The sequence below is a fragment of the Streptomyces sp. NPDC052299 genome, from assembly GCF_040679335.1.
In the GTDB taxonomy this organism is placed as follows: domain Bacteria; phylum Actinomycetota; class Actinomycetes; order Streptomycetales; family Streptomycetaceae; genus Streptomyces.
On the sequence record NZ_JBFAUP010000004.1, the window covers coordinates 1 to 17,344 of the forward strand.

Sequence of the window (17,344 nt, forward strand, 5' to 3'; positions counted from 1 at the left end):
AGCTACGAGGTCGCCCCGGCCTCGCAGACCTTCCCCACCGGCACCTACCGCAACATCTCGGGGAACCTGGCCCTGTCCTACGGGCTGATCGCCGCGTCCCGCCAGGCCGACCTGCCCCTCTACCTCGGCTCCTACCCCATCACCCCGGCATCCGACATCCTGCACGAACTGTCCAAGCACAAGAACTTCGGCGTGCGCACGTTCCAGGCCGAGGACGAGATCGCGGGCATCGGGGCCGCGCTGGGCGCAGCTTTCGGCGGCTCCCTCGCGGTGACCACGACGTCCGGGCCGGGTGTGGCGCTGAAGTCGGAGACGATCGGGCTGGCGGTTTCGCTGGAACTGCCGCTGCTGATCGTGGACATTCAGCGGGGTGGTCCGTCGACCGGGCTGCCGACCAAGACCGAGCAGGCCGACCTGCTGCAGGCGATGTACGGGCGCAACGGTGAGGCCCCGGTGCCGATCGTGGCCCCGCGCACCCCGGCCGACTGCTTCGACGCCGCCCTGGACGCGGCCCGCATCGCCCTGACCTACCGCACCCCGGTCTTCCTGCTCTCCGACGGCTACCTCGCCAACGGCTCCGAACCCTGGCGCATCCCGGAGCTCGACCAGCTGCCCGACCTGCGCGTCCAGTTCGCGAACTCCCCGAACCACGAACTGGCCGACGGCACCGAAGTGTTCTGGCCCTACAAACGTGACCCGCAGACACTGGCCCGCCCGTGGGCGGTCCCGGGGACGCCGGGGCTGGAGCACCGTATCGGTGGTATCGAGAAGCAGGACGGCACCGGCAACATCTCCTACGACCCCGCCAACCACGACTTCATGGTCCGCACCCGCCAGGCCAAGGTCGACGGCATCCAGGTCCCCGACGTCGAGGTCGACGACCCGGCAGACGCCGACACACTGGTCCTGGGCTGGGGCTCGACCTACGGCCCCATCACGGCGGCGGTACGCCGCCTGCGCGCCTCGGGACGGAGTATTGCCCAGGCCCACCTGCGCCACATCAACCCGTTCCCGCGGAATCTGGGCGAGGTCCTGGCACGTTACGACAAGGTGGTCGTCCCCGAGATGAACCTCGGCCAGCTCGCCACCCTCATCCGCGCCACGTACCTGGTCGACGCACACAGCTACAACCAGGTCAACGGCATGCCGTTCAAGGCCGAGCAGCTCGCGGCAGCTCTTGAGGAGGCCATCGATGCCTGAGGTGAACGAACTGCTCCAGCTGGTGCCCAAGGCCGAGGCGAAGCAGTCCATGAAGGACTTCAAGTCGGACCAGGAGGTGCGCTGGTGCCCCGGCTGCGGTGACTACGCGGTCCTCGCCGCCGTGCAGGGCTTCATGCCCGACCTCGGTCTGGCCAAGGAGAACATCGTCTTCATCTCCGGCATCGGCTGCTCCTCCCGATTCCCGTACTACATGAACACCTACGGGATGCACTCCATCCACGGCCGCGCCCCCTCCATCGCCACCGGCCTGGCCACCTCCCGACGCGACCTCTCCGTCTGGGTCGTCACCGGCGACGGCGACGCACTCTCCATCGGCGGCAACCACCTCATCCACGCCCTGCGCCGCAACGTCAACCTCAAGATCCTCCTCTTCAACAACCGGATCTACGGCCTGACCAAAGGCCAGTACTCCCCCACCTCCGAACTCGGCAAGATCACCAAATCCACGCCGATGGGCTCACTCGACGCCCCGTTCAACCCGGTCTCCCTCGCCATCGGCGCGGAAGCATCCTTCGTCGCCCGGACCGTCGACTCCGACCGCAAACACCTCACCAGCGTGCTCCGCGCCGCCGCCGACCACCCCGGCACCGCACTCGTCGAGATCTACCAGAACTGCAACATCTTCAACGACGGCGCCTTCGAAGTCCTCAAGGACAAGGACCAGGCCCAAGAAGCGGTCATCCGCCTCGAACACGGCCAGCCCATCGTCTTCGGCACCGACGGCTCCAAGGGCGTCGTACGCGACCCCCTGACCGGCGACCTCCACGTCGTCGCCGTCACCGAGGACAACAAATCCCAGATCCTCATCCACGACGCCCACACCCCCAGCCCCACAACCGCCTTCGCACTCTCCCGGCTCGCCGACGCCGACACCCTCCACCACACCCCCATCGGAGTGCTGCGCAGCGTCCAGCGCCCGGTCTACGACACCACCATGGCCGAACAACTCGACACGGCCGTCGAACGCCACGGCAAGGGCGACCTCGCCGCACTCCTCGCCGGAAACGACAACTGGACGGTCGTCGGCTGACACCTTGGGCCGGAGCGCGCCGGATCTGCCCCTCACGGGCGGGGTCCGGCGCGCTTTTGCATGCCCTGACCAGCACACTTTCTTTTAGTTAGCGCATTCCGTAAGGTGGTGTAAGAACGAAGCGACCGAACGAGGAGAAACCCCCATGAGCATCGTCGTCACCGGAGCCACCGGAGCACTCGGCCGGCTCGTCGTGGAGCACCTGCTGACCACCGTCCCCGCCTCCGAGGTCGCCGCGGTGGTCCGCGACAAGGAGAAGGCCGCCGGTCTCGCCGCCCGGGGCGTGGAGCTGCGCATCGCCGACTACAGCCGCCCCGAGACCCTGGCGGACGCCTTCCGCCCCGGCGACCGGGTCCTCCTCATCTCCGGCAACGAGATCGGCAGCCGCATCCCCCAGCACGCCGCGGTCATCGACGCGGCCAAGGCGGCGGGCGTCGTCCAGCTCGCGTACACCGGGATACTCGGCGGGCCCGAGGCGGACTTCACGCTGGCCGACGAGCACCGGGCGACCGAGCAGCTGATCCTGGACTCCGGCCTCCCGTACACCTTCCTGCGCAACGGCTGGTACACGGAGAACCAGACCGAGAACCTGGCCCCGGTCCTGGCGCACGGCGCGGTCGTCGCCAGCGCGGGTGACGGACGCATCGCCTACGCCTCCCGCGACGACTACGCGGCCGCCGCCGCTGCCGTCCTGACCGGCGAGGGCCACCTGAACCGCGCGTACGAGCTCAGCGGCGACACCGCCCTGTCCTACGCCGACTACGCGGCCGAGGTCGCGAAGGCCACCGGCAAGGAGATCGTCCACAAGGACGTCCCGGCCGCCGTCCACCAGGAGATCCTGACCGGCGCCGGGCTGCCCGAGGGCTTCGCGGCAATCCTGGTCGACGTGGACCAGGCCGTCCGGCGCGGGAAGCTGGCCGGCACCAGCGGCGACCTGGCCCGCCTGACCGGCCGCCCGACGACGCCGGTGTCGGAGACCGTCGCCGCCGCGGTCGCCGCGCTCTGAGCCGCACCCCACCCGGTGTCATGACCGTCTGACGATACGGGTATGACACCGGGCGCGGGCGACGCTACCTTCATGTGGTTGACGGTCGTACGACCACCACCCACAAGGAGGGGCCCGTGGAAGGGACGAATGAGCAGCGGGCCGGACTCCTCTCCGGCTTCGCCGCGTACGGCATGTGGGGCCTCGTCCCGCTGTACTGGCCGCTGCTGAAGCCCGCCAGGGCGGTCGAGATCCTGGCCCACCGCATGGTGTGGTCGCTCGGTGTGGTGGCCGTCCTGCTGCTGGTCCTGCGCCGCTGGTCCTGGATCGGCCCGCTCCTGCGGCAGCCGCGCAAGCTGGGGATGCTCGGGATCGCGGCGACCACGATCACCGTCAACTGGGGCCTGTACATCTGGGCCGTGAACAGCGGCCACGTGGTCGAGGCGTCCCTCGGCTACTTCATCAACCCGCTGGTCACCATCGCCATGGGCGTCCTGCTCCTCGGCGAGCGGCTGCGCCCGGCGCAGTGGGCGGCGGTCGCCACCGGCGTCGCGGCGGTGCTCGTGCTGGCCATCGGTTACGGGAAGCCGCCGTGGATCTCGCTGATCCTGGCGTTCTCCTTCGCGACGTACGGCCTGGTCAAGAAGAAGGTCGACATGGGCGGCCTGGAATCGCTCACCGTCGAGACCGCCGTTCTCTTCCTGCCCGCGCTCGGCTATCTGATCTGGCTGGGCGCGCAGGGCACCTCGACCCTGACTTCCGAGGGCTTCGGCCACACCGCGCTCCTCGCCTCGACCGGGGTGGTCACGGCGGTGCCGCTGATCCTGTTCGGGGCCGCCGCGATCCGCATCCCGCTCTCGACCATCGGGCTGCTGCAGTACATGACCCCGATCGCCCAGTTCCTGCTGGGCGTCGCCTACTTCCACGAGGAGATGCCGCCGGAGCGGTGGGCCGGGTTCGCCCTGGTGTGGGCGGCGCTGGCCGTCCTCACCTGGGACGCGCTGCGGACCGCCCGGCGCAACCGGGCCCGGGCGCAGGCGGCCCGGTCGGCCGCGCCGGCCGCACCGGCGGGCGCGGAGCGGATCGAGGCATCACCCGGCGAAAGCGCGGGCGCCGGGACAGAATGCCGGTCATGACCCTTGAGTGGAAAGTCGTCATCGACGCCGCCGACCCGCACGCGCAGGCCGGCTTCTGGTCCCGGGCCCTCGGCTACGAGATCGAGGACAACAGCCCCCTGATCGAACGGCTCCTGGGAGCCGGGGCCGTGCCGGAGGCAGTCACCACCACGGCGCACGGCCGCCGCGCCTGGCTCGACCTGGCCGCTGTGCGGCATCCGGACGACCCGTACGACGAGGACAGCGGCGCCGGGCACGGACGCCGGCTGCTCTTCCAGCGCGTCGCCGAGCCGAAGACGGTGAAGAACCGCCTCCACCTCGACCTCCACGCGGGCCCGGAGCGCCGCGAGGCCGAGGTGGCGCGGGTGGTCGCGCTGGGCGCGAAGGTCGAACGCGAGGTCGAGGAGCCCGGGGGCCGGTGGACGGTGCTCACGGACCCGGAGGGCAACGAGTTCTGCGTGCAGTAGGGCCGGGCTGGGCGTCACCGCGGCTCGGGCGGCCGGGCACCGGAGGGCTCAGGCCGTCCGGTGCCGGGCCGCGCGCAGGCGCATGCCCCGGGCGCCGAGGGCGGCGAGCAGGAGCAGCACGACGCCCACGCTCGGGATGAGGACCGGAAACGTGATCGGCGCGTGCCCGCTCGCCACGTTCACCAGGTCCTCGGGGTCGCGCAGGACCTCGAAGCGGTCGCCGGGGCGGGTGGCCGGGCCGCACTCACCGAGGTTCTGGACCCAGAAGGTGTCCCCCCGCACTTCGAGCTTGCAGTTGTCGTTGTCGGAGCTGGTGTACGTGGAATGCGGACGGCGCACCTCGACGACCGTGGCCGTCACCCACTCGCCCCGCGCCTCCAGGACCGCGCTGCGGAACCCGTTCGGGGCCCCGACGGCGAGGACGACGCCGAGCACGAGCAACGCCGTGAAGCGCGCCCCCGAGTGGAGGCCGAGCGCACTCAGGACCACCACGGCGCCGACGCCGACCACCAGGCAGCCGACCTGGTAGTACGCGGGCGCGCTGTGCGCCACCTCGTACGCGACCCCGGCCCCCACCGCCGCGACTCCCGCGCCGAGCCCGATCACCGCCCCCACCACCCGCGGCCACCGAGGCGCCCGGAACGCCCCCCGCACCCGCTCGACGACCCCGGCCACCATCCCCGCCCCCGCCCCAGACGTCACCCGACTCGCCTACCCAGGAGCGGAGTTCACACACACCGTGGTTCCTCGGCGGCCCGTCACACCCGCCCCGGCAAGTTCATCCGCGCCAGTTCCGCCGGGTCCGCCTGGGCCGTGATCTCCGTGATGCGGTCGTCGGTGACCGTGAAGGTGAGGAGGGAGAGCGGGGTGCCGTCCGGGGTCCAGGAAAGGATCGCCGGGAGGCCGTTGGCGGTGGCCGGATGGCCGTGGGCCGCGGCGGCGGCCATGCGGGCCCGGGTGGCCACCTCCGTGGCGCCGAGGGTGACGAACGTGCCGTCCGGAGTGTGCGCGGTCAGCTTCACCTCGGGGTGCAGGACCTCCAGCAGCCGCTCGAAGTGGCCGTCCCGGGCCGCCGCCAGGAAAGCCTGGACCACCTCGCGCTGCCGCCGGTCCGGGCTCGCCGGCCGCTGCGCCCCCTGGACCTTCCTCCGCGCCCGGCTCGCCAGCATCTTCGTCGCGTCGGCCGACTTGCCCAGGATCGGGCCCACCTCCGCGAACGGCACCGCGAACACGTCGTGCAGCACGAAGGCGAGGCGTTCGTCCGGCCGCAGCGAGTCCAGCACCGTCAGCAGCGCGAGGCCCACGGAGTCCCCGATCGCCGCCACGTCCTCCGGCGCGGGGGCGTCGTCCAGGGTCACGGCGTACTCCGGCCCGTCGTCGTACGACACCTCCGGCCGCCTCCGGCCCGACCTCAGCACGTCGAGGCTGATCCGCCCCACCACCGTCGTCAGCCAGCCGCCCAGGTTGTCGATCGTGCCGGGCTCCTGGCGCGACAGCCGCAGCCACGCCTCCTGCACCACGTCCTCCGCGTCGGCGTGCGACCCGAGCATCCGGTACGCGACCGCCCTCAGCCGGTCGCGGTGCGACTCGAAAGCGTCGGCGAGCGTCATCTTGTTACCTCCGTGGCAGCGGCTCCGTCATAGGGGTGACGCACACCAGCGCCGCAAGGTAACCCTACGAAGGAGCTTTCCCCTCTCATGGAAAACCGCCTGAAGGACAAGAACGCCGCCAACCCCGACCTGTGGACCGCCGTCCGGCACCTCCACAAGGCCATTGCCGCCGGCGGCGTCGACCCTCAGCTGCTCGCCCTCGTCCATCTGCGCGTCAGCCAGATCAACGCCTGCTCGGCCTGCGCCTACGCCGCCGTGGCCGCCGGGAAGAAGGCCGGTGACACCGACGAGCGACTGCACAGCGTCGCGGCCTGGCGCGAGGCCCCCTTCTTCACCGACGCCGAACGCGCGGCCCTCGCCCTCGCGGAGGGCGCCACCCGGCTCCAGGACGGTGCGCCCGGCGTCACCGACGAGATCTGGGACGAGGCCAACGCCCACTTCACCGAGGCGGAGATCGGCGCCCTCAACCTGGAGATCGCCATGACCAACTTCTTCAACCGCATCAACCGCACGATCAAGGAGCCCGCCGGCAAGACCTGGGGCTGAGCGCGGGCCGCGCAGCCGTGTTCCGCCGCCACGTGCCGCCCGCGCACCGACCCGGGTGTGTGTCACCCGGGTCGATGCGTCGGCCGCCGCCCGCTCAGCGAAGCGCGACCGCGACACGTCTCGGGAAGAGACGGAAGGTTCCGCCCGTTCAACATCACCGAGTCTCTGTTCGCTTTTGCCCCCAGGTGATTCGCCATGCGCGCACAAGCGCGAAGGCTCGTCACGGCCTTCCTGGCCTTCGTTCTCCTCGTGATAGCGGCTGCCGCCCCGTCGTGGGCGGCGCCCCGGGACCAGCCGGCCGGGGCCGGGGCCGGCGTGGCCCGGGGCCGGCGTGGCCCGGGTCGAGGCCCGCACGGCCGAGGACCTGCCTGATCCGCCCAAGGCGATGACGCCGGCCGAGCGCCGCAAGCAGGTCGCCAAGGACAGGCACGAACTGTCGCCCATGATCACATTCCTGGCGCGAGCGAACTGGGGGGAATCCCCGTGACAGCATCACTGACGTGCAGGAAGACTCACTCTCTGGAAGCGGGATACGTCTACGCCTGGGAAACCGCGGAAGGTGTCACCGGACACGTTCTGATCGACCGGGATGAATCAGTCGCCCACCCCTGCACGCCGGAGGGAATAACCCTCGGCGACATGCTCCTCGACAAAAGAATCGGGAATGTGGAAAATCCCGACCCGGACCCGAAACTCCGCCGCGCTTTCCTGATCGCGGCATCGGTGATCTTCCAGGAAGGGGAGCGGCAGGGGCGACTGCCTGACGACGTCACGCGTACCTACTGGTAGGCGCCCACGTCACCACCCGAGAGGCCGAGCTCTCCCCGAGCCCGGCCTCTCGGCCTGCCACGAGGGGCGCGCAGTCGCGTCATTCCGTCCACAGCGGGCACGGGCGTCCCACCGGGGCGAAGACCACACCAAGCGTCGTACGCTCCGTGGCCTCCACCGGCACAGCCCCTCCCGCCGCGAACTCATGTGCGCTTGCCGTGTTCCGCCGCCATGTGCCGCTTGCGCAGCACCCGGGCGTCCGTCTCCCGGCTCCCGTCCCGCTCGCTCCGGGCGACGGCCTCCGCGAGGTCGAACTCCTGGCACGTACGGCACGGTTCGGGCTCCTCCGGGGCCGGGGCGCTCACGCGACCTCGCCCCGGCTGCGGGCGTTCTCCCTCGCGGTACGCGCGGCGAGCCGTTCGGCGGGGGTCGCGTCCCGGGTGTGCTCGGGCCGCACCTCCCACTCCGTGCCGCCCTTCGGCGACCGGAGCGTCCAGTAGGGGCCGGCGACTCCTCGGAACTCGCCCACGAGCGGCTGGTCCCACCGGCCGACGTCCACGACGATCGCCCCGATGGCCGGAACCTGTTCTTCTGCGGACATGGCAATCCCTCTCCGTAGTCGTTCCACTACCAAGCGGATTCAGCGTGACCTAGAGTGCGGATGTCCTCAACTTGCACGAACCGCACGGAGAGTTGGGCGCTGGGCCATGAATCGCAAGCAGTTGAACCCCGAGGATTCCCCGGTCGCAGCCTTCGGCGAGCGTCTTCGCAGGTTACGAGATGAGCGCGGCTGGACCCAGGACGAGCTGGGGGCGGTCATGGGGTATTCGGGGACCCACATTTCCGCCGCCGAAACTGGTCGTCGACCTCCAACTCCCCGTTTCGCGAACAGAGCTGACAGGGCGTTCGGCACCGGAGACATGTTCGAGCGCCAGGCCCGAGCGGCGCGAGACACGGCGCTCCTGGAGGGGTTCCCGGAGTACGTAGGACACGAGGCCCGGGCTGCCGAGATCCGGCTCTACGAAGTGGGCGTCATGCCCGGTCTGCTCCAGACCCCGGAGTACGCGACAGCCCTGGCAGAGGGCGCCGTGAAGCGGGGGGCGATCACGCCCGAACAAGCCCTCCAGCGAGTGGAGCTCGTTGCCGAGAGGCAGGCTTCCCTGCTGCGGCCGAACCCTCCGCTGGTCCTGGTGGTACTGGACGAGAGCTGCATCCGCCGCCCAGTCGGCGGGACCGACGTCATGAACGCACAGCTGGATCGCCTTCTCGAATTCGCGGAGCTGCCGAACACCGTCTTCCAGATCGCTCCATTCACCATGGGGGCCCGCCGCCCGTTCGACCTGCCGCTCTACATACTGACGATGCCTGATCGGTCACTGGTGTCCTATGCCGAGTCGGCGCAGCAGGGCCACCTGGAGCGGGAAAGCACGTTAGTGCTGCCGCTACTGACGGCCTACCATCAACTTCAGGCCGAGTCGGACTCTCAGTCGGCGTCCGTGGCCATGATCGAGCAGTTACGAAAGGGCACTCCGTGACGACCGAATCCCCCCGCTGGCACACCTCCTCGTACAGCAATAACGGCGGCGCCTGCGTCCAGGTCGCCACCAACCTGGCTCCGACCACCGGCACCGTCCCGGTCCGCGACTCCAAGAACCCGACCGGCCCTTCCCTCGGCCTCCACGCCGACGCATACGCGGCCTTCGTGACGGGCATCAAGGACGGCAGGTTCACTGCCATCTGATCCGCCCTACAAAGGGAAGCCCCGTGACGACCGAATCCCCCCGTTGGCACACCTCGTCGTACAGCGACAACGGCGGCGCCTGCGTCGCGGTCGCCACCAACCTCGCCGCCACCACCGGCACCGTCCCCGTCCGGGACTCCAAGTTCCCGGACGGGCCCGCCCTCGCCCCCCGCTCCGACGCGTTCACCGCCTTTGTGGCGGGCGTCAAGCGGTGCGGGTTCGGCCCCGCCTAGTCGCTCCCGGCCCCGACGACCCGGCGCAGCATGTCCAGGAACCGGACCCGTTCGTCGGGGCTCAGCGGGGCCAGGAGTTCCGCGTTGGCGCGGCCGCCCGCCGCCGTGCACTCCTCCAGGCGGCGGCGCCCCGCCTCCGTCACGCTCACCGCGTTCTTGCGGCGGTCCTTCGGGTCCGGGGCGCGGACGATCAGGGACTCCGCCTGAAGGTCGTTCAGGATGCCGACCAGGTCCTTCGGGTCGAGCGCCACCGCGCGGCCCAGGTCCGCCTGGGCGACGGGCTCCAGGTCCTCGACCGCCGCCAGCACCACGTGGTGCCACATCTTCATGCCGTGCGCGGCCAGCGCATCCGCCACCAGTGACCGGCCGCGCGCCGCCGCCCGGCCCAGGAGCCAGCTCGGGAGCGGGCGGATGCGGCTCGGGGCCGTCGTCGCCGCTGCCTTGTCTGCCATGCCCCGCATCGTATCCAGGAATCGTTGGACTTCCCCACGACTTTGAGCTTACCGTTGGGATTCCCAACGAATCCTGGTCGGTCGGAGGTCACCGCCATGCGGCGCATTCGGTACGAACACAGCGGCGGGCCCGAGGTGTTGTTCGAGGAGGACGCGCCCGTCCCCACGCCCGGCCCGGGCGAACTCCTCGTCAAGGTCGAGGCGGTCGGCGTCACCCTCCCCGTGGTGCGGAAGGTGCGCGAGAGCCGGGAGCCCATCCCGCTCGGCGGCGAGATCGCCGGTGAGGTGGTGGCGCGGGGGGACAGCGCGTGCGCGCACGCCGTCGGCGACCGGGTCACCGGCCTCTGCTTCGGGCACGGATACGCCGAATACGCCCTGCTCGACCAGGCCATGGCGTCCGCCGTCCCCGCCGGGGCCACGGCCCAGGACGCGGTCGCGCTCGTCCGCAGCGGCGTCGTCGCGCTGGGGGCGCTGGAGTCGGCGCGACCCGAGAAGGGCGAGTCGGTCCTCGTCACGGCCGCCGCAAGCGGCGTCGGGCACCTGGCCCTCCAGCTCGCCCGGCTCCGGGGCGCGTCCCGGGTCGTGGCGGCCGTGGGCGATCCGGTGAAGGCGGACTTCGTGCGGTCGCTGGGGGCCGACGAGGTGGTGACGTACACCGACGAGAGCTGGGGCGAACCCTGCGACATCGTGCTGGACGCGGTCGGCGGCGGCCTCCTCCCCCGGGCCGTCCGCGCAACCGCCCCCGGCGGCCGGCTCGTCGCCTACAGCTCGGGCGGCGGCACGATCGAGGCGTACGACCTCCTCGTCGGCGGCAAGTCGGTCATCGGCTTCCAGGTGGCGCGCATCGCCCGGACGCAGCCCGCGCGGTACGCCGCCTGGATCGCCGAGCTGTGGGCGCTGTACGCGGAGGGCGGCCTCCGCCCCGCCGTCCACGCGGCCCACCCGCTGGCGGACGCGGCCCTCGCCCACGCGGCGATCGAGAACCGGGCCAACCAGGGCAAGGTCGTCCTCACGGTCCCGTAGCCGCTCTACCCCACGCCCCCGCCCCGCCACAACTCCGCCGGGGGCTTCCGAATCCGGCGCCTACGCTTGCTGCCATGCCCATCCCACCCGCATATGCCCTCGTGGCCACCGACCTCGACGGCACCCTGCTGCGCGGCGACGACACCGTCAGCCCCCGCACCCGCGCCTCGCTCGCCCTGGCCCGCGCGGCGGGCGCCCGCCACCTCGTCGTCACCGGGCGGCCCGTACCGGGCGTGCGGGCGCTGCTGGACGGGCTCGGGTACGAGGGGCTGGCCGTCTGCGGGCAGGGCACGCAGGTGTACGACGCCGGGGCGCGGCGCACCGTGCGGGCCGTCACGCTCGACCGGGAGGCGGCCGGGACCGCGCTCGGGAAGATCGAGGCCCAGGTGGGGCAGGTCTTCGCCGCCGTCGACCAGAGCGGGGCCGAGGGGCGGACGCTCATCGAGCCCGGCTACCGGCTGCCCCACGCCACGCTGCCCGCGCAGCGCACCCGGCACCGGGACGAGCTGTGGGCCGAGCCCGTGATCAAGGTGCTCATCCGGCACCCCGAGCTGAGCGACGAGGCACTGACCGCCGAGGCCCGCGCGGTCGTCGGGGACCTCGCCACGGTCACGCACTCCGGGCCCGGGACCGTCGAGCTCCAGCCGTACGGCGTCGACAAGGGCGCCGGGATCGCGCTCGCCGCCGAGGAACTGGGCGTGGACCCGCGCACGGCGATCGCCTTCGGCGACATGCCCAACGACCTGCCGATGTTCCGCAGCTGCGGCTACGGCGTCGCCATGGGCAACGCCCACCCGGAGCTGCGCGCGGCGGCCGACGAGATCACGCTGTCCAACGAGGAGGACGGGATAGCGGTCGTCCTGGAGCGCGTCTTCGGCTGAGCCTCAGCCCTCCGGCGTCGCCCCCAGCGCCCGCAGCACGTGGTCCACCAGCTTTCCCACGTCCTCCGCGTCCTGCATCGGCTTGCGGAGCACATGGCGGTAGTACAGCGGGCCGTAGAGCATCTCCACCGCGAGGTCGAGGTCCGCGTCCGGCGGGATCTGGCCCCGGTCCTGGGCGCTGCGGAGGCGGCCGACCGCCTCCTGGAAGCGGGGGTCGATGAGCTGCGTGCGAACTGTTTCGGCCAGTTGGTCGTCGTGGTGGAGCTCCGAGAGGATGCCCGCGTAGGCCGGACCGAAGGGGGGCACGGCGAGGACGTTCACCGCGCCCGTGAGGTGGGTGCGCAGGTCCTTCGCGATGTCGCCGGTGTCCACGAACGGGGTCGCCGACACCAGCATCTCCGTGAAGGCTTCCAGGAGCACCGCGCTCTTCGACGGCCACCAGCGGTAGATCGTCTTCTTGCTCACGCCCGCCCGCGCCGCGATCGCCTCGACCGTGACCCGCCCGTAGCCCCGCTCCGTACAGAGGTCGAGAGCGGCTTGCAGGGTCGCCCTGCGTGAGCTCTCGCTCCTGCGCAGTGAGCTCGGCGATGTGTTCATTCGGTGAGCATAGGACTGTTTGAGCCAAACGTTATTGACAGTGAGTCGCTACAAGTCGAACAATGCTCTGGCGGAAACGGAACGTACCGTGTCGGCTCGTTCCTTTCGTTTTCGCGCCGTTCGTGCCGTTCGTGCCGCGACGAGCCGATCGGGGGACGGCTCGCCGGCCGACGGTGCGGGCGCATCCCGGTCAGGCTGTGATGTCCTTCGTGGTGAACCGGGCCCAGGCCGCAGAGCCGAACACCGCCACGTAGAGCGCCTGGAGTTCGAGGTTCTTCACCAGCTCGTCCCAGTAGACGGGCTCCCGCAGCAGGTCCGCGAAGGACAGCCAGTAGTGCGGGAAGAGGTAGGGGTGGACCCCGCTCAGCTGGGGGATGGTGTCCACGATCTGGACGGTGATCAGCACACCGACCGTCGCCGCCATGGCCGCGATGCCGCTGTTCGTGAGCGTCGAGACGAACAGTCCGAGCGCCGCGAAGCCGGTCAGGGACGCCGCCACGAAGACCGCGACGATCCCCGCCCGCACCAGGCCCTCGCCGAAGCCGATCGTCGTCCCCGAGATCGTCGTGACCTCGCCCACCGGGAACAGCAGCGCCCCCACCGCCAGCGCGGACGCGGCCACGACGAGCGTCGCGACCAGGCAGAAGCCGAGCGTCGCGGCGTACTTCGCGAGCAGCAGCCGCGTCCGGCCGGCCGGGGCGACCAGCAGATAGCGCAGGGTGCCCGCGTTGGCCTCGCCCGCGACCGAGTCGCCCGCGATGACGCCGACGGCCATGGGCAGGAAGACGGGGAGCGTCGCGGCGAGCGCGGCGAAGACCAGGAAGAGCCCGTTGTTGGTCACCTGGGACAGGAACGCGGGCCCCGCGCCCCCGCCGCCACCGGGCCCGGCCGAGGAGCCGTCGGCGGTCTCGATGCGCACGGCGATCCCGATCAGGACGGGAACGGCGGCCAGCACGCCGAGCAGCGCGAGGGTGCGCCAGCGGCGCAGGGTGGTGGCGAACTCGGAGCGGAGGATGCCGAAGGTCCAGAGGGGGTTGCGGACGGCGTCCGCGCGGACGGGCCCCTCGGCTCCCGCAGGGGCCGCCCCCGCTTCCGGCTCCCCGGCGGCCCCGGCCGCCCCCTCAGCCTGCGACATCGAATCCCTCTCCCGTCAGGGCCACGAACGCGTCCTCCAGCGAAGCCCGTTCCACGCCGAATGCGCGCACCCGGACGCCCGCCCGCACCAGCGCCGCGTTGAGATCGGCCGCGTCCACCGTGCCCGGCGGGGCGTCCGCGCGGACCCGGTCGCCGTCCACCGTGATGCCCGTGACGCCCTGCTCCTTCAGCACCCGCGCCGCGTCCGCCGGGTCCGGCGTGGTGACCGCCAGGCGGCCGCCCGTGGCCAGGCCCGCGACCGGGCCCTGGGTGAGCAGACGGCCCCGGGCCATCACCGCCGCGTGCGTGCACACCTGCTCGATCTCGTCCAGGAGATGCGAGGACAGGAAGACCGTCGTGCCGTCCGCCGCCAGTCCCCGGACCAGGGCGCGGATCTCGCGCATGCCCTGCGGGTCCAGGCCGTTGGTCGGCTCGTCCAGCACGAGGAGCCTGCGCGGCCTGAGCAGCGCGGCGGCGAGGCCGAGGCGCTGCTTCATGCCCAGCGAGTACGCGCGCGCCTTCCTCCCGGCCGCCGGGGCGAGCCCCACCCGTTCCAGCGCGTCCCCGACACGGGCGGCGCGGGTGCGCGGGTCGGCGGTGGGGTCGGCCCGGTCGAACCGCAGGAGGTTGTCCCGGCCGCTCAGGAACCCGTAGAGGGCGGGCCCCTCGATCAGCGCGCCGACCTCGGGGAGCACGGTGCGCGAGGCGTCCGGCATGGGGCGGCCGAGGACGGCCGCGGTGCCGGAGGTCGGGGCGATGAGGCCCATGAGCATCCGGATGGTGGTGGTCTTGCCGGAGCCGTTGGGCCCGAGGAAACCGAAGACGCTGCCGCCGGGGACGGTGAGGTCCAGGCCGTCCACGGCGAGCCGGCCGTCCCGGTAGCGCTTGGTCAGGCCGCGCGTCTCGATGACGGGTGCCGCCATGGTTTCGCTCCCCACTGGTCGTACGGTCGCGCCCGCCCCGCCGCGCGACACGCACGGCGGGGCGGGCGTAAGGAAGCGTCAGCCCGCGTTCGCGGCGGCGACCAGCGCGTCCTTGGTGACCGCGCCCACGTAGACGCGGCCGTCGTCCGTCATCAGCGCGTTGATCAGGCGGGTCTTGAAGACCGTGCCCGAGCCGAACTTCCCGCTGACCTTGTCGCCGAGCGCGTCCAGGAACTGCTGGGCCTCGGCCGGGACGTCCTTCGACGCCTCGGACGGCAGGGCCGCGCCGCCGGGGGTCCTGAACTCGGCGATGCTGTTCCAGCCCTTGCCGATGATCTTCGGGGCGCCGGCGCCCTCCGCGTCCTCGAACTTGCCGAGGTCGCCCCGCGCCTTCTCGTGGCCCTTCGCCTCGGCGTCGTCGGCCTCGGTGATCTTCGCGCCCTTGGGCGGGGTGAAGGCGAACGAGGAGGCGGCGGGCTTCCCGAAGTCGACGGAGGTGAATCCGGCGTCCACGACCGCCTTGCCGCCGCTGCTGGGCTGAAGCGTGAACTTCAGCGGCACGCCGTTCTCCGCGTCCACGGCGACGGTGATGGAGCCGACCGTGGAGCCCTTCTGCTCGGGCTTCAGGACCAGGCGGTACGCGTCGCGCCCGGCGACCCGCGCGGTGCCGTCGACCGTGACGGACGTGGTGCCGTCGGCGGCCTTCAGCGCCTCCTCGGCGAGCTCCTTCGGCGTGGTCGGGACGCCCTCGGGTGCGGCCTGGTCCTTGCCGTGGGGCGCCTCGCCCTTGCCCTCCGCGTGGTAGACGGCGTTGGAGCCGCTGTCGTAGGCCCAGACCTCGTCGCCGTTGTGGATGAGGCTGTACTCGGACGCCTTGTCCAGGACGGACAGGCGCTGCTTGTCGGGGCCGTCGGCGGCCACCCGGAGGGTGTGCGTGCCGGAGGCCAGCTCGGTGAGCTTGCTCTGCGGGTCGGCGCTCGACGTGTCCTTGCCGCCGTCGCCGCCCTCGGCCGCGCCGGACAGGAAGGAGCCGGCCAGGCCGCCCATGGACGGGATGCCCAGGTCGGTGCTGATCTTCACCGTGCCGGAGAACTGCTCGGTGTCCGACGCGGCGATCTTCTCGATGAGTTCCTGAGCGGTGATCTTCGGCAGATCGGGGTCGCCCGAGCTGGCGAGCGCCGGGACCAGGCCGATGGTCGCGGCCGCCACCCCCGCCACCGCTACGGGGACGATGTAGCGCGCGGCCTTGCGGCGGCCGGCGGGTCCCCGGGCGGCCGTGCCGTTGGTCTCCGCGCTGTCGTTCGGTGCCATGTGTGCCCTACCTCCGTGGTCGGCGGCTTCCGTCGGGATGCACTCGTCCACTCCGTGCCGCCATTCTCACCCGTTTTGGTCAGGAGTGGTTGTTCTCCATCTGACCAAATCGGGCGGCCCGAAGCGTCAGCCCCCGGGAGCAACCTCGCGTACCTCTTCGGTATGACGGCGGAGGGTCATTCCTCCGCCGTCCAGTAGGGGTTGGGCCCGGGTCGGTCACCCGGCGCGGTGGACCACCGCGTCGCACATCTCCTCCAGGGCGAGCTTCGCGTAGCACTCCGGCAGCGGCTTCAGCACGGCCCGCGCCTCCTGGGCGTACCGCACGGTGTCGCGGCGGGCCTGCGCCAGCGCCGGGTGGGCGCGCAGCAGGCGCAGCGCCTCCGCGAGCCGGTCCGGGTCACCGAGGTCGCCGTCGAGCAGTTCCACGAGGGCCAGGTCGTCCGGCTTGCCCTCCGCCGCGGCCTGCGCCCTGAGGTGGAGGACGGGGAGGGTCGGGATGCCCTCCAGGAGGTCCGTGCCGGGGGTCTTCCCGGACTCGTGGGAGTCCGACGCGATGTCCAGGACGTCGTCGGCGAGCTGGAAGGCCACGCCGAGCCGTTCACCGTACTGGGTGAGGATGTCCACCGCGGTGTCGTCGGCGCCGGACATCAGCGCGCCGAAGCGGCAGGCGACGGCGATCAGGGAGCCGGTCTTGCCACGCATCACTTCGAGGTAGTGGTCGACCGGGTCGCGGCCGTCGCGCGGGCCCGCGGTCTCCAGGATCTGGCCGGTGACCAGGCGCTCGAACGCCTCCGCCTGGATGCGGACGGCCTCCGGGCCGAGGTCGGCCAGGATGTGCGAGGCGCGCGCGAAGAGGAAGTCGCCGGTCAGCACCGCGACCGAGTTGCCCCAGCGGGAATTGGCGCTGTCCACACCGCGCCGCACGTCGGCCTCGTCCATGACGTCGTCGTGGTACAGCGTCGCGAGGTGGGTCAGCTCGACCACGACGGCCGCGGGCACCACGCCCGGCGCCTCGGCGTCGCCGAACTGGGCGGCGAGCATCGCGAGGAGCGGCCGGAACCGCTTGCCGCCCGCGCGTACCAGGTGCTGGGCGGCTTCCGTGATGAAGGGCACGTCGCTCTTGGTGGCATCGAGCAGGCCCGACTCGACAGCAGCCAAACCGGCCTGGACACCGGCCTCAAGAGCCTGGTCCCGCACGCTCAGTCCGAACGGCCCGACGACGGTCACGAGGGGATCTCCTGTCTGCTGACGATCACACGGAATGTCGATGTGTCGTTGTCACCACTCAAGTCAGCGTATCCGGTCCC

General features: G+C 71.7%; 23 protein-coding genes. 13 read left to right on the forward strand and 10 right to left on the reverse strand.

Annotated elements, in window-relative coordinates; all coding sequences use genetic code 11:
* The 5 genes from AB0L33_RS07780 to AB0L33_RS07800 all read left to right on the forward strand — a co-directional run.
* Positions 1 to 1,200 (forward strand): 2-oxoacid:acceptor oxidoreductase subunit alpha (locus AB0L33_RS07780; RefSeq protein WP_365678703.1); only part of this gene is annotated, 1,200 nt, incomplete at its 5' end.
* Positions 1,193 to 2,251: a 2-oxoacid:ferredoxin oxidoreductase subunit beta gene (locus AB0L33_RS07785; RefSeq protein ID WP_365678705.1), complete on the forward strand. Its 1,059-nt coding sequence runs from the start codon at positions 1,193 to 1,195 to the stop codon at positions 2,249 to 2,251. The genes AB0L33_RS07780 and AB0L33_RS07785, both read left to right, overlap by 8 nt.
* A 145-nt stretch (positions 2,252 to 2,396) precedes the next feature.
* A complete protein-coding gene (locus AB0L33_RS07790) occupies positions 2,397 to 3,257 on the forward strand; it encodes an SDR family oxidoreductase (protein ID WP_365678706.1) in 861 nt (286 codons plus the stop codon).
* A gap of 116 nt (positions 3,258 to 3,373) precedes the next feature.
* Positions 3,374 to 4,372 (forward strand): EamA family transporter RarD, encoded by a 999-nt coding sequence (gene rarD / locus AB0L33_RS07795; RefSeq protein WP_365678708.1) that lies wholly within the window; start codon positions 3,374 to 3,376, stop codon positions 4,370 to 4,372.
* On the forward strand, positions 4,360 to 4,818 hold the full coding sequence (locus tag AB0L33_RS07800) for a VOC family protein (protein WP_365678710.1): 459 nt from the start codon (positions 4,360 to 4,362) through the stop codon (positions 4,816 to 4,818). Before rarD ends, AB0L33_RS07800 begins: the two co-directional genes overlap by 13 nt.
* A gap of 48 nt (positions 4,819 to 4,866) precedes the next feature.
* On the opposite strand, the gene AB0L33_RS07805 is transcribed toward AB0L33_RS07800, so the two are convergent.
* Together AB0L33_RS07805 and AB0L33_RS07810 are read right to left on the reverse strand one after the other, a co-directional pair.
* Entirely contained in the window at positions 4,867 to 5,520 is a 654-nt protein-coding gene (locus AB0L33_RS07805) for a hypothetical protein (protein WP_365678712.1), read from the reverse strand.
* A gap of 56 nt (positions 5,521 to 5,576) precedes the next feature.
* Positions 5,577 to 6,428: a sigma-70 family RNA polymerase sigma factor gene (locus AB0L33_RS07810; protein WP_365678714.1), complete on the reverse strand. Its 852-nt coding sequence runs from the start codon at positions 6,426 to 6,428 to the stop codon at positions 5,577 to 5,579.
* A gap of 87 nt (positions 6,429 to 6,515) precedes the next feature.
* Here AB0L33_RS07810 and AB0L33_RS07815 point away from each other — a divergent pair, with 87 nt between their 5' ends.
* The 3 genes from AB0L33_RS07815 to AB0L33_RS07825 all read left to right on the forward strand — a co-directional run bounded on the left by AB0L33_RS07815 (position 6,516) and on the right by AB0L33_RS07825 (position 7,763).
* Positions 6,516 to 6,974 (forward strand): carboxymuconolactone decarboxylase family protein, encoded by a 459-nt coding sequence (locus AB0L33_RS07815; protein WP_365678716.1) that lies wholly within the window; start codon positions 6,516 to 6,518, stop codon positions 6,972 to 6,974.
* A gap of 331 nt (positions 6,975 to 7,305) precedes the next feature.
* The gene (locus tag AB0L33_RS07820; RefSeq protein WP_365678718.1) at positions 7,306 to 7,461 is read left to right on the forward strand and encodes a hypothetical protein; all 156 of its coding nucleotides are present in this window, start codon (positions 7,306 to 7,308) and stop codon (positions 7,459 to 7,461) included.
* Complete coding sequence (locus tag AB0L33_RS07825; protein WP_365678720.1) at positions 7,458 to 7,763, forward strand: hypothetical protein; 306 nt, start codon at positions 7,458 to 7,460, stop codon at positions 7,761 to 7,763. The genes AB0L33_RS07820 and AB0L33_RS07825 overlap by 4 nt, the downstream gene beginning before the upstream one ends.
* A 182-nt stretch (positions 7,764 to 7,945) precedes the next feature.
* On the opposite strand, the gene AB0L33_RS07830 is transcribed toward AB0L33_RS07825, so the two are convergent.
* Complete coding sequence (locus AB0L33_RS07830; RefSeq protein ID WP_365678721.1) at positions 7,946 to 8,107, reverse strand: hypothetical protein; 162 nt, start codon at positions 8,105 to 8,107, stop codon at positions 7,946 to 7,948.
* Entirely contained in the window at positions 8,104 to 8,343 is a 240-nt protein-coding gene (locus AB0L33_RS07835) for a hypothetical protein (protein ID WP_161206722.1), read from the reverse strand. The genes AB0L33_RS07830 and AB0L33_RS07835 overlap by 4 nt, the downstream gene beginning before the upstream one ends.
* Positions 8,344 to 8,449: 106 nt before the next feature.
* Here AB0L33_RS07835 and AB0L33_RS07840 point away from each other — a divergent pair, with 106 nt between their 5' ends.
* From AB0L33_RS07840 to AB0L33_RS07850, 3 genes are read left to right on the forward strand one after another with little or no spacing between them, the layout of a single operon-like run.
* Positions 8,450 to 9,277 carry a helix-turn-helix transcriptional regulator gene (locus AB0L33_RS07840; protein ID WP_365678723.1) on the forward strand — a complete coding sequence of 276 codons (828 nt, stop codon included), beginning with the start codon at positions 8,450 to 8,452 and terminating at the stop codon, positions 9,275 to 9,277.
* Positions 9,274 to 9,483, forward strand: a complete 210-nt coding sequence (locus AB0L33_RS07845) for a DUF397 domain-containing protein (RefSeq protein WP_365678725.1) — start codon at positions 9,274 to 9,276, stop codon at positions 9,481 to 9,483. The genes AB0L33_RS07840 and AB0L33_RS07845 overlap by 4 nt, the downstream gene beginning before the upstream one ends.
* 23 nt (positions 9,484 to 9,506) lie before the next feature.
* Entirely contained in the window at positions 9,507 to 9,716 is a 210-nt protein-coding gene (locus tag AB0L33_RS07850; RefSeq protein ID WP_365678727.1) for a DUF397 domain-containing protein, read from the forward strand.
* On the opposite strand, the gene AB0L33_RS07855 is transcribed toward AB0L33_RS07850, so the two are convergent.
* Positions 9,713 to 10,177 carry a MarR family winged helix-turn-helix transcriptional regulator gene (locus tag AB0L33_RS07855; RefSeq protein ID WP_365678729.1) on the reverse strand — a complete coding sequence of 155 codons (465 nt, stop codon included), beginning with the start codon at positions 10,175 to 10,177 and terminating at the stop codon, positions 9,713 to 9,715. The genes AB0L33_RS07850 and AB0L33_RS07855 overlap by 4 nt on opposite strands.
* A gap of 87 nt (positions 10,178 to 10,264) precedes the next feature.
* Between AB0L33_RS07855 and AB0L33_RS07860 the strand changes: the two genes are divergently transcribed.
* Together AB0L33_RS07860 and AB0L33_RS07865 are read left to right on the forward strand one after the other, a co-directional pair.
* On the forward strand, positions 10,265 to 11,191 hold the full coding sequence (locus AB0L33_RS07860) for a zinc-binding dehydrogenase (RefSeq protein WP_365678731.1): 927 nt from the start codon (positions 10,265 to 10,267) through the stop codon (positions 11,189 to 11,191).
* A 74-nt stretch (positions 11,192 to 11,265) separates the two neighbouring features.
* Positions 11,266 to 12,072: an HAD family hydrolase gene (locus AB0L33_RS07865; RefSeq protein WP_365678733.1), complete on the forward strand. Its 807-nt coding sequence runs from the start codon at positions 11,266 to 11,268 to the stop codon at positions 12,070 to 12,072.
* Between the two features lie 3 nt (positions 12,073 to 12,075).
* Here AB0L33_RS07865 and AB0L33_RS07870 read toward each other — a convergent pair whose 3' ends face one another.
* The 5 genes from AB0L33_RS07870 to AB0L33_RS07890 all read right to left on the reverse strand — a co-directional run bounded on the left by AB0L33_RS07870 (position 12,076) and on the right by AB0L33_RS07890 (position 17,264).
* Complete coding sequence (locus AB0L33_RS07870) at positions 12,076 to 12,669, reverse strand: TetR/AcrR family transcriptional regulator (protein ID WP_365678735.1); 594 nt, start codon at positions 12,667 to 12,669, stop codon at positions 12,076 to 12,078.
* A gap of 190 nt (positions 12,670 to 12,859) precedes the next feature.
* Positions 12,860 to 13,804, reverse strand: coding sequence for an ABC transporter permease (locus AB0L33_RS07875; RefSeq protein WP_365678737.1), 945 nt, complete (start codon positions 13,802 to 13,804; stop codon positions 12,860 to 12,862).
* A complete protein-coding gene (locus AB0L33_RS07880) occupies positions 13,791 to 14,726 on the reverse strand; it encodes an ABC transporter ATP-binding protein (protein ID WP_365678739.1) in 936 nt (311 codons plus the stop codon). Before AB0L33_RS07880 ends, AB0L33_RS07875 begins: the two co-directional genes overlap by 14 nt.
* A gap of 78 nt (positions 14,727 to 14,804) precedes the next feature.
* A complete protein-coding gene (locus AB0L33_RS07885; protein WP_365678741.1) occupies positions 14,805 to 16,037 on the reverse strand; it encodes a DUF2092 domain-containing protein in 1,233 nt (410 codons plus the stop codon).
* Between the two features lie 216 nt (positions 16,038 to 16,253).
* Positions 16,254 to 17,264 (reverse strand): polyprenyl synthetase family protein, encoded by a 1,011-nt coding sequence (locus tag AB0L33_RS07890; RefSeq protein WP_365678743.1) that lies wholly within the window; start codon positions 17,262 to 17,264, stop codon positions 16,254 to 16,256.
* Positions 17,265 to 17,344 lie beyond the last annotated feature (80 nt).

Coding starts and splice junctions, on each gene's coding strand:
- AB0L33_RS07800 (WP_365678710.1), top strand. CDS start 4,360: ATGCCGGTCATGACCCTTGAGTGGAAAGTCGTCATCGACGCCGCCGAC.
- AB0L33_RS07785 (WP_365678705.1), top strand. CDS start 1,193: ATGCCTGAGGTGAACGAACTGCTCCAGCTGGTGCCCAAGGCCGAGGCG.
- AB0L33_RS07860 (WP_365678731.1), top strand. CDS start 10,265: ATGCGGCGCATTCGGTACGAACACAGCGGCGGGCCCGAGGTGTTGTTC.
- AB0L33_RS07880 (WP_365678739.1), bottom strand. CDS start 14,726: ATGGCGGCACCCGTCATCGAGACGCGCGGCCTGACCAAGCGCTACCGG.
- AB0L33_RS07815 (WP_365678716.1), top strand. CDS start 6,516: ATGGAAAACCGCCTGAAGGACAAGAACGCCGCCAACCCCGACCTGTGG.
- AB0L33_RS07810 (WP_365678714.1), bottom strand. CDS start 6,428: ATGACGCTCGCCGACGCTTTCGAGTCGCACCGCGACCGGCTGAGGGCG.
- AB0L33_RS07840 (WP_365678723.1), top strand. CDS start 8,450: ATGAATCGCAAGCAGTTGAACCCCGAGGATTCCCCGGTCGCAGCCTTC.
- AB0L33_RS07875 (WP_365678737.1), bottom strand. CDS start 13,804: ATGTCGCAGGCTGAGGGGGCGGCCGGGGCCGCCGGGGAGCCGGAAGCG.
- AB0L33_RS07865 (WP_365678733.1), top strand. CDS start 11,266: ATGCCCATCCCACCCGCATATGCCCTCGTGGCCACCGACCTCGACGGC.
- AB0L33_RS07835 (WP_161206722.1), bottom strand. CDS start 8,343: ATGTCCGCAGAAGAACAGGTTCCGGCCATCGGGGCGATCGTCGTGGAC.
- AB0L33_RS07790 (WP_365678706.1), top strand. CDS start 2,397: ATGAGCATCGTCGTCACCGGAGCCACCGGAGCACTCGGCCGGCTCGTC.
- AB0L33_RS07870 (WP_365678735.1), bottom strand. CDS start 12,669: ATGAACACATCGCCGAGCTCACTGCGCAGGAGCGAGAGCTCACGCAGG.
- AB0L33_RS07885 (WP_365678741.1), bottom strand. CDS start 16,037: ATGGCACCGAACGACAGCGCGGAGACCAACGGCACGGCCGCCCGGGGA.
- AB0L33_RS07855 (WP_365678729.1), bottom strand. CDS start 10,177: ATGCGGGGCATGGCAGACAAGGCAGCGGCGACGACGGCCCCGAGCCGC.